Source organism: Cellulomonas sp. P2_B4 (assembly GCF_056404795.1).
This window is the reverse complement of sequence record NZ_JBFUDI010000011.1, coordinates 58,718-67,726: the sequence shown is the minus strand read 5'-3', so window position 1 is coordinate 67,726 and position 9,009 is coordinate 58,718. Positions and strand designations below refer to the sequence as shown.

The window sequence follows — 9,009 nt, the reverse complement described above, 5'->3', positions numbered from 1 at the left end:
CCGGGCGCACCAACGGGCACTGCGGCGTCACGGTGTGGGATGGCATGGATCGCTTGACTTAGAGCGCACTCGAAGGCGGACGGTGGGGGACATGACGATTTCTCTACGCACCATCGGAAGTGGTTCGGCTGCGCTCACGGTCTCGGCTCTCGGGCTGGGGTGCATGGGCATGTCCGACTTCTACGGCACGCGCTCCGAGGAGGGCAGCGGCGACGAGCAGGAGTCGATCGCGACCATCCGCAGGGCGCTCGAACTCGGGGTGACGTTCCTCGACACCGCCGACATGTACGGGCCGTTCACCAACGAGAGGCTGGTCGGTCGGGCGATCGCGGGGCGGCGCGACGAGGTCGTGGTCGCCACCAAGTTCGGGATCCGGCGGGACCCGGAGGACCCGAGCGTCCGCGGCGTCGACGGTCGGCCGGAGTACGTCCGTGAGGCCGTCGACGGCAGCCTGCAGCGGCTCGGCATCGACCACATCGACCTCTACTACCAGCACCGCGTCGACCCGTCGGTGCCCATCGAGGAGACCGTCGGGGCCATGGCGGAGCTGGTCGCCGCCGGCAAGGTGCGGTTCCTCGGTCTGTCCGAGGCCGGGCCGGAGACGATCCGGCGGGCGCACGCCGTGCACCCGATCACGGCCGTCGAGACCGAGTACTCGCTGTGGACCCGAGACGTCGAGGCGGAGATCCTGCCGACGCTGCGCGAGCTCGGCATCGGGCTGGTGCCCTACTCGCCGCTCGGTCGCGGGTTCCTGACCGGCTCGATCACCTCGACGGATACCCTCGACGAGAGCGACTTCCGGCGGGCCAACCCGCGGTTCGTCGGCGACGCGCTGGACGCCAACCTGCTCATCGTCGAGAAGATCCGGGCGCTCGCAGAGGCCAAGCACGTGACGCCGGCGCAGCTCGCGCTGGCCTGGGTTCTCGCGCAGGGCGCCGACGTGGTCCCGATCCCGGGGACACGGCGGACTGCTCGGATCGAGGAGAACGCGGCCGCCACGGAGATCGCGCTCACGGACGAGGAGCTCGCGACCCTCGGCGACCTCGACGCCCCGACCGGCGACCGGTACGCGGACATGTCCTCCGTCAACCGCTGAGGCATGATCGAACCATGAGCCTGCTCGCGGAAAGCTGGAGCATCGCGGAGGCGGCCGAGGCCACCGGCCTGACCGCCCACACGTTGCGTTACTACGAGCGGGACGGGCTGCTGCTCGGGTCGGTCGACCGGGCGTCGTCGGGCCACCGCCGCTACACCGACCAGGACCTCGGCTGGATCCGGATGGTCACCCGGCTGCGGTCCACCGGCATGTCGATCCGCGACGTCCGGCAGTACGCGGACCTGGTGCGCGCCGGCGACGGGAACGAGGCCGAGCGCCTCGACCTCCTGCGCGCGCACCGGGACCGGGTGCGCAACGAGCTGCGCGAGGTGGCGGCGCACCTCGACGCCATCGAGTTCAAGATCGAGCTCTACGAGGCGCGGGTCGGGGGCGAGAGCAGCGAGACCGGGAGCGCCGGGCCGCAGGACGGTTCCCCGTCCGACGCGGACAGGTTCGCGTCCCGCGACGAAGCGAGCGTCTCCTGAGGCGCGACCGTCGGATCGTCGCCGCGGCAGCGGTGCTCGTGGTGGTCGCCGGGCTGGTCGCGGGGAGCAACCCGGTCGGCGACGCGCTCTATGCGGTGCTCGTCTTCGTGCTCGTCGTGGGGGTCGCGCCGAGGATCCGTACCGGCACGGCGGCGGCGACAGCGTTCGGGATCTGCGCGGCGATCGAGCTGCTGCAGCTGACGGGTCTGCCCGCGGCGATCGTCGACGAGGTTCCCGGGGCGCGCTACGTGCTCGGGACCACCTTCAACGCGCCGGACCTGCTCGCGTACGCGGCCGGTGTCCTGGTCGCCGCGGTGGTGGATCTGCTGGTCAGGCGTGCGGCGCAGCGCCGACGACGAGCGGACTCGGAGACTTCTGCGGTGAGCGCTCCGGGCTGACTCGCTCGCTGCTCATTGCGCGACGCTCGTCGCGAACCAGAGCCCCCGCTTTCGGTGCGAGCGCGGGTCTCGTCGCGACCTGAGGTCACTCCATCGGCGTGAGGACGAACACCGGGATGAGGCGGTCGGTCTTCTTCTGGTAGCCCGCGTACGCCGGCCAGACGGCGAGGGCGTGGGTCCACCATTCGTCGCGCTCGGCGCCGGACGCCTCGTGGGCGAGGTAGTCCTTCTTGACGGCCCCGTCCTGGAGCTCGACGTGCGGGTGCTCGACCAGGTTCCGGTACCAGGCGGGGTGCTGGGCCGCGCCACCCTTCGATGCGACGACGGCGTAGCTGCCCGCGTGCTCGACGCGCATGAGGGCGGTCTTGCGCAGCTTGCCGCTGCTCGCGCCGACGGAGGTCAGCACGATCACGGGCTTGCCCTGCAGGAGGTTCCCCTCCCGGCCGTCGGTGGCTTCGAGGAGCTCGGCCTGCTTGCGGGCCCAGCCGGACGTGCTCGGGGCGTACTCACCGGAGAGAGGCATGCCCACCCGAACGGCTGACAGAGAGCCCCGATTCCCCGAACCCTCATCTTCCCGGCCAATCTGCCGATACGGTCTGCGCACACAGGCGCGCCACATGCGTCTCACAGCCTCCGCGTCCGCGCGGTCCTCCGATCGGAGAACGATGAAGTTCAACCCGCCCCCGAACTGGCCGGCGTCCCCCGAGGGCTTCACGCCGGCGCCCGACTGGGTGCCGGACCCGAGCCTGCCTGCGCCGCCTCCGGGCTGGCAGCTGTGGGTCGAGGACGACGTCGCGCTCCCGGGCGAGTCGACGGACGCGGCGCGCCACCACCGCCAGGCGATCCTGTCCTTCTGGGTCGGCGTCGGGGTCCTCGTCGCGACCGCGATCGCGACGATGTTCGCGTCGTCGATCGGCGTGCTCTGGTGGGGCGGTCTGCTCGTCGGTGCGTCGTCGCTGATCCGCGCCTTCGTCACGTACCGGGCCTCGCGCAAGGACGGCGCACCGTCGCTGTCGGGCGCGGCCAAGGGGCTGGCCGTGGTCGGTCTGGTCGTCGCGCTCGGTGCCGGCGGCTACTCCGCGAGCGAGATGGTCGCGAACGAGACGCTGAACACCGCGGTCGGCTCGTGCTGGCACGTGACGTCGGACGACGAGGCGATCGCGGTCTCGTGCGGGGACGAGCACGAGTACAAGGCCGTCGCCGAGGTCGGCTCGGACGCCGAGTGCACCGAGGACCAGGCGGTCGTGCAGGCCGACGACGCGGACAAGGTTCTCTGCCTCATCGAGGACTGAGCGCCAGGACTGAGCTCGAGGACTGAGCGCAAGGACTGAGCGCGCGGGAGGGCGGCGACCACACCGGTCGCCGCCCTCCCGTCTGCCTACTTCTTCTGGCTGTCCAGGAAGTCCTTGGCCTTCTCGACGACGGAGTCGACCTTGCCGTCGTCGGCGTCGCTGAGCTTGGACTTGGCCGCGTCCGCCGCCTTGTCCAGGCCGGACTTGACCGCGTCGCTGTGCTCGGACAGCGCGTCCTTCGCCTGACCGAGCAGGTCGTCGATCCCCATCGCCGTGCTCCCCTCGTCGAGTCTTCCTAGTCTCCGACGGGTTGGGGGGTCGCGCCCGCCGGGACGTGCTCGGTCGTCGTGCGCGGCATCGCGGCGGCGGCCACGACCATCGCCAGCGCGACGCCGAGGACCACGACGAACGCGACGGTCACAGCCGAACCGAACTGCTGCGGGGCCTGCGAGGGGGTGAGCCCGCCCATGCGCGCGTTGACCACGGCTCCGAGCACGGCGACGCCGACCGCGCTGCCCATGGACCGCGAGAACAGGTTCGCGCCGGTCACGACGCCCCGGTCGCCCCAGCCGACGCTGGACTGCGCGGCGATCAGGGTGGGCGACGAGGTCAGGCCGAGCCCGGCCCCGACGACGAAGCAGGACAGCCCGACGCCGATCACCGTGGGGCTGGTGGATATCCAGACAAGGGCCGCGACGCCGAGGACGGCGATGACGGACCCGACGAGCGCGGTGGTGCGGAAGCCGTACCGCAGGTAGAGCCGGCCGGACTGCGACGCGGTGATGGGCCAGCCGATGGTCAGGGCGGCGAGCGCGAGGCCGGAGGTCAGCGGCGAGACGTGCAGCAGGGCCTCGAGGAACGACGGGACGTACGACGTCAGCCCGATGAGGATCACGCCGACGGCCACGGCGATGAGGGACGCCGCGAGCAGCAGGCGCCGCGTGAACACCCACAGCGGCAGCACCGGTTCGTCGGCGGTCTGCTCGACACGGATGAAGGCCAGGAACAGCAGGATCCCGACGACGAACGCGCCGATGCTCTGCGGCGAGCTCCACGCCCACGCGTTGCCGCCCTCGAGCAGCCCCAGGATCAGCAGGCTCATCGACACGGTCAGCAGCCCGCCGCCGGCCCAGTCGATGCGGTGGGTCTTGCGCTCGACGGTCTCGTGCAGGAACCGGATGAGGAGCCAGGCGGCCGCGATGCACAGCGGGATGTTGACGAAGAAGATCCACCGCCAGCTCACGAACTCGGAGAAGATACCGCCGAGCGTCGGACCGACCACCGAGGAGATCGCCCAGACGCTCGCGATGTACCCCTGCGCCTTCGCGCGCTCGGCGACCGTGTAGATGTCGCCGGCGATGGTGATCGCCATCGGCTGCACGGCCCCGGCGCCGAGTCCCTGCAGCGCACGGAACGCGATGAGCGCCGGCATGCTCCACGCGAACCCGCAGAGGACCGATCCGACGAGGAACAGGGCGATCCCGAGCAGGACGACGGGCTTGCGGCCGATCGTGTCCGCGAGCTTGGAGTAGATGGGGACGCTGACGGCCTGCGTGAGCAGGTAGATGGAGAACAGCCACGGGAAGCTGCTGAACCCGCCGAGCTCGCCGACGATCGTCGGAACAGCCGTCGCCAAGATKGTCGCGTCGATCGCCACCAGGCCGGTGGTGACCATGATCGCGATGAGGATCGGGCCGCGGTCGGAGCGGAATCCGACGCCCGCGGCGGTGGCAGTGCTGGTCAGGGTGCTCTCCTCGTCGTCGACGATCACAACGCGCTCGGGCTCGACGCATTCCGACCGACCGACTGGTGGACCTGCGCTACGGCGTTGCCTCGTGGCCGGAGCGCCCGTGCGTGCGGTTCTCCTCCTTCAGCCGCGCCTCGTAGACGTGCCGACGACCACCCGTGAGCTCGTCGCGGACGCGCTTCTCGGCCGCCTGGAACACGCGGTAATAGGTGTCGTCGTACTCCTCGACGACCTGGAACGTCCACCGTCCGGCGAGCACGTTGCGGCCGACGAGCTCGGCGCGCAGCTCGTCGGCGATCCCGGGATGACCTGCGGCGGCGAGCTGGTCGAGCGCGTCCGTGAGCTCGGCGTCCGCCCGGCCGGTCAGCCGGTGGAACGCGTACAGCATGCCGCGCGCGTGCTCGATCACCTCGAAGGCCGCCGTCACGGCGCCGACCGCGTCCACGACGTCGTCCGGCGTCCCGGGGGCCCGGTGCGCGGCGTCGCGTTCGTCGTCGGAGGTCATCCCCTCGATGGTCGCCCGGCCCGTCCGGCCGCGCACCTCGGGCGGCGCGCCTACGGTGGATCGCATGGCGACGGAGTACCCGATGACCGGCTTTCTCGTGCGCGACCACCGGCTGGAGGTGCCGGTCGACTGGTCGGCACCGGACCGGTTCGGCTCGATCGAGGTGTTCGCGCGCGAGCTCGTGGACCCGACGAAGGCGTCCGAGGACCTCCCGCTGATCGCCTACCTGCAGGGCGGCCCCGGCCACGAGGGTCCGCGCCCGCTCGGCGGCGGATGGGTGCACACGCTGCTCGAGACGCACCGGGTGGTCCTGCTCGACCAGCGGGGGACGGGTCGCTCGTCGCGCGTGGACGGTCGTTCGATCCAGCGTTTCGACGACGCCGCGACGGCCGCCGACTACCTCGCCTGCTTCCGCGGCGACGCGATCGTGGCTGACGCCGAGCACCTGCGGAACACCGTCTACGGCGGCCGGACGTGGGCGACGCTGGGCCAGTCGTACGGCGGGTTCCTGACGCTGGCGTACCTGTCGAGGCACCCGTCCGCACTGACGATGTGCCTGGTCACGGGCGGCCTCCCGCCGGCGACCGCCACCGCCGCGCAGGTCTACGCCGCCACCTACGACCGCCAGGCCGCCCGCAACCGAGAGCTGGCACGGCAGTTTCCCGACGACGTCGCGACGTTGGGGTCCATCGCCGACCTGCTCGGCGCGGAGTCGGTCGCGCTCCCCGACGGCGACCCGTTGACCGTCGAACGCCTCCAGATGCTCGGGATGCCGTTCGGCATGAGCACCGGCATCGACCAGCTGCACTGGCTGCTCGACACGGCGATCGACGCCGATGGCTCCCTGTCCGAAGGGTTCCTGTCCGTGGTCGGCCACCAGACCGCATTCGACGGCAACCCGCTGTACGCGGCCCTGCACGAGGCGATCTACCACCAGGGGTCGGTGCCGGGCGGTTGGGCCGCGGCGTCGGAGCAGGCGAGCCGGCCGTCGTTCGCTGTGTCGGCCCGGCCGCTCCAGCTCACCGGCGAGGTGATCCTGCCGTGGATGTTCGACCAGATCCGCGCGCTGCGACCGTTCCGCGCGGCGATGGACGAGCTGCTCGCGCCACGGGAGTGGCCCACGCTCTACGACCTGGACCGGTTGGCGTCGAACGAGGTCCCCGTCGCGGCGGTGCAGTACTACGACGACCCGTACGTGGACCTCGACCTCGCGCTCGCCACCGACCTCGGCAACGCTCAGGTCTGGATCACCAACGAGTACCTGCACGACGGCCTCCGCGTGGCCGGAGACGAGATCCTGCCCAAGCTGCTGGAGCTGGGAAGGGGCAAGGCGACCGTGACCGGTCGCTGAGCGTGGGGCGGGACGACCCGCGCGAACGCGGCATTTCGTCGCGAGCGCGGCACCTGGTGCTGCCGCGTTCACAACGGACTGCCGCGTTCGGCGAGGCCGGACCTCAGGGGCGGCGGCCGCCGCCCGCGCCGCCGGTGCCGCGGGAAGTAGACCCCGAAGGCGAGGACGCAGATGGCGACGAGATCGAGCGCGAGGAGCGCGTACGGGGACATGGGAACCCTCCCGGTGGTTGGTGAGATCCCTGTTCAGCCGACGGCCGCTGTGCCGTCCCTGTGCGAGCGCCGAGGCCCCGGCGTGCGTCGGCGTACCGTGCCGGGGTGACCGCGTACCTCGGCATCGACCTGGCCTGGGGGCGGACCGCGCGGACCGGGCTCGCGGTGCTCGACGACGACGGCGGGCTCGTGGCGTCGACGTCGGTGGTCTCCGACGAGGACATCGCGGCGTTCGTCGCGACGCACGCCGCCGGTCCGGTGGTCGCCGCGATCGATGCGCCGCTGGTGGTGCCGAACGCGACCGGGCACCGCTCCGCGGAGAGGGCTCTGGGGGACGTGTTCCGCGCCTACAACGCCGGTGCGCACGCGGCGAACCGGTCGATCCCGTGGCTGGACCCGCCGCGCGGCGAGACGCTGGCGCGGCGGTTCGGGTGGTCCGTCGATCCCTTCGGCGACGGCTCGGTCGCGATCGAGGTGTACCCGCACCCGGCGATGGTCGCGCTCTTCGGGCTGGGGTCCGTGATCCCGTACAAGGCGAAGCGCGGGCGCGACGTCGGGATGCGGCGGGCCGCCTTCGGAGTGCTGGTCGAGCAGCTGGAACGCGTCTGCGAGTCGCCCCTGAGGCTCGCGTCGTCGCCGCGGTGGGCCGTCCTGCGGGACGCGGTGGCGACCGCGCAGCGCCAGGTCGACCTCGAGCGGATCGAGGACGAGGTCGACGCGGTCCTGTGCGCGTACCTGGCCTGGCTCTGGGCCACCGACCGTGCCGGGATGCGCGTCTTCGGGTCGGTCGCCGAGGGCTACATCGTCGTGCCGGACCGCGTCCTGGCACCGCCCGCGCGGCTCGCCTCAGGCCGGTGACCAGCCGAGGGCCGGCGCGATGCTCGTCGCGACGTTCTCCAGGATGCGGCGGCTCATCGCGTGCGTGGCGTTGGCGGGCAGGACGACGTCCAGGCCCGTGGCCTCCTGCAGGGCGACGTCGCCCTTCAGGCTCGCGATCACCTGCTCCGGGCTGCCGTGGTGGGTCAGGCTGAACACGCCGAAGCCGTTCGGTGGGCGGCCGGTCGCGTCGAACCGCGCGGTGTACCAGGCGATGTACTCGGCGAAGAGCTCGTCGTCCTGCGGCGTGAGGCTGGGCAGCACGATGCGGCCGGCGACCGCCCGCGGCGTCCGGCCGGGGACGTCGAACGCGGCCTTGTAGGCGAGGATCTGGTCGCGCTGCGTCTCCTCGAACGAGCGGCCGTCGTCCTCGCTGTTCAGGGTGGACACCAGCAGGTCCATCCCCTGCTCGCCCGTGCGGATCGCGGTCGCCCTCGAGCCCGGCCCGTACCAGACCCGGTCGGCCAGCCCCGGGCTGTGCGGCCGCACGAGGAGCTCGGTCCCGAGCGGCGCGATCGGGAAGCCGGTCTCCGGCGCGACGGCCACCGGCTCGCCCGCGATCGCGGCGCGCAGCCGTTCGATGCGGTGCTGGGACTCGTCGTCGAACGAGCGCTCCGCGGTGCCGTAGACGCCGTCGAGGATCTCCGCCGACGGCTTGATCCCGCCCGCGACACCGAGCTCGAGCCGCCCGCCGGACAGCAGGTCGACCGTCGCGGCGTCCTCCGCGATGGTGATCGGGTCCGCGTACCGCATGGGCAGCACCGCCGTGCCGAACCGGATGCGGTCGGTGGCCTGCGCGATCGCCCCGAACAGCGGGAACGGCGACGACAGGAACTGCTCCAGGTGCCGGACCCGCACCCAGCCGGTGTCGTAGCCGAGCTCCTCGGCGAACCGGAAGAGGTCGATCGCGTCGTTGAGTGACTGGGCGGCGTCGGCCGGGTCGTCGTACGGGACGAACGTCAGGAAGCTCAGCTCGAGTCGGGGGCTCACGCGCGCAGGGTACGACGAAGGCGGCACCGAGCCGGCCTCGGACGCCGGCTGCCTCAC

At 71.9% G+C, this 9,009-nt stretch carries 12 protein-coding genes; 6 read left to right on the top strand and 6 right to left on the bottom strand.

The window, feature by feature from the left end; translation table 11 throughout:
- The first annotated feature begins 91 nt into the window (after positions 1-91).
- From AC1DZC_RS16890 to AC1DZC_RS16880, 3 genes are read left to right on the top strand one after another with little or no spacing between them, the layout of a single operon-like run.
- Positions 92-1,096: an aldo/keto reductase gene (locus AC1DZC_RS16890; RefSeq protein WP_477044077.1), complete on the top strand. Its 1,005-nt coding sequence runs from the start codon at positions 92-94 to the stop codon at positions 1,094-1,096.
- 14 nt (positions 1,097-1,110) lie between these two features.
- The gene (locus AC1DZC_RS16885; protein ID WP_477044076.1) at positions 1,111-1,581 is read left to right on the top strand and encodes a MerR family transcriptional regulator; all 471 of its coding nucleotides are present in this window, start codon (positions 1,111-1,113) and stop codon (positions 1,579-1,581) included.
- Between the two features lie 32 nt (positions 1,582-1,613).
- Positions 1,614-1,979 carry a DUF2809 domain-containing protein gene (locus AC1DZC_RS16880; protein ID WP_477044075.1) on the top strand — a complete coding sequence of 122 codons (366 nt, stop codon included), beginning with the start codon at positions 1,614-1,616 and terminating at the stop codon, positions 1,977-1,979.
- 85 nt (positions 1,980-2,064) lie between these two features.
- Here the strand turns inward: AC1DZC_RS16880 and AC1DZC_RS16875 are convergent, their stop codons facing one another.
- Entirely contained in the window at positions 2,065-2,502 is a 438-nt protein-coding gene (locus AC1DZC_RS16875; protein ID WP_477044074.1) for a nitroreductase family deazaflavin-dependent oxidoreductase, read from the bottom strand.
- A gap of 142 nt (positions 2,503-2,644) precedes the next feature.
- Between AC1DZC_RS16875 and AC1DZC_RS16870 the strand changes: the two genes are divergently transcribed.
- A complete protein-coding gene (locus tag AC1DZC_RS16870; protein WP_477044073.1) occupies positions 2,645-3,271 on the top strand; it encodes a hypothetical protein in 627 nt (208 codons plus the stop codon).
- Between the two features lie 86 nt (positions 3,272-3,357).
- Here the strand turns inward: AC1DZC_RS16870 and AC1DZC_RS16865 are convergent, their stop codons facing one another.
- The 3 genes from AC1DZC_RS16865 to AC1DZC_RS16855 form a co-directional block, all read right to left on the bottom strand.
- Entirely contained in the window at positions 3,358-3,540 is a 183-nt protein-coding gene (locus AC1DZC_RS16865) for an antitoxin (protein WP_477037793.1), read from the bottom strand.
- Positions 3,541-3,566: 26 nt separating this feature from the next.
- Complete coding sequence (locus tag AC1DZC_RS16860) at positions 3,567-4,946, bottom strand: MFS transporter (protein ID WP_477044122.1); 1,380 nt, start codon at positions 4,944-4,946, stop codon at positions 3,567-3,569.
- A 145-nt stretch (positions 4,947-5,091) separates the two neighbouring features.
- Positions 5,092-5,523: a hypothetical protein gene (locus AC1DZC_RS16855; RefSeq protein WP_477037873.1), complete on the bottom strand. Its 432-nt coding sequence runs from the start codon at positions 5,521-5,523 to the stop codon at positions 5,092-5,094.
- 64 nt (positions 5,524-5,587) lie between these two features.
- On the opposite strand from AC1DZC_RS16855, the gene AC1DZC_RS16850 reads away from it, so the two are divergent.
- Complete coding sequence (locus AC1DZC_RS16850) at positions 5,588-6,874, top strand: alpha/beta fold hydrolase (protein ID WP_477044072.1); 1,287 nt, start codon at positions 5,588-5,590, stop codon at positions 6,872-6,874.
- Between the two features lie 68 nt (positions 6,875-6,942).
- On the opposite strand, the gene AC1DZC_RS16845 is transcribed toward AC1DZC_RS16850, so the two are convergent.
- Positions 6,943-7,086 carry a hypothetical protein gene (locus AC1DZC_RS16845; RefSeq protein ID WP_477044071.1) on the bottom strand — a complete coding sequence of 48 codons (144 nt, stop codon included), beginning with the start codon at positions 7,084-7,086 and terminating at the stop codon, positions 6,943-6,945.
- Positions 7,087-7,191: 105 nt separating this feature from the next.
- On the opposite strand from AC1DZC_RS16845, the gene AC1DZC_RS16840 reads away from it, so the two are divergent.
- Positions 7,192-7,944: a DUF429 domain-containing protein gene (locus AC1DZC_RS16840; protein ID WP_477044070.1), complete on the top strand. Its 753-nt coding sequence runs from the start codon at positions 7,192-7,194 to the stop codon at positions 7,942-7,944.
- Here the strand turns inward: AC1DZC_RS16840 and AC1DZC_RS16835 are convergent.
- On the bottom strand, positions 7,933-8,952 hold the full coding sequence (locus AC1DZC_RS16835; RefSeq protein WP_477044069.1) for an LLM class flavin-dependent oxidoreductase: 1,020 nt from the start codon (positions 8,950-8,952) through the stop codon (positions 7,933-7,935). The genes AC1DZC_RS16840 and AC1DZC_RS16835 overlap by 12 nt on opposite strands.
- Positions 8,953-9,009 lie beyond the last annotated feature (57 nt).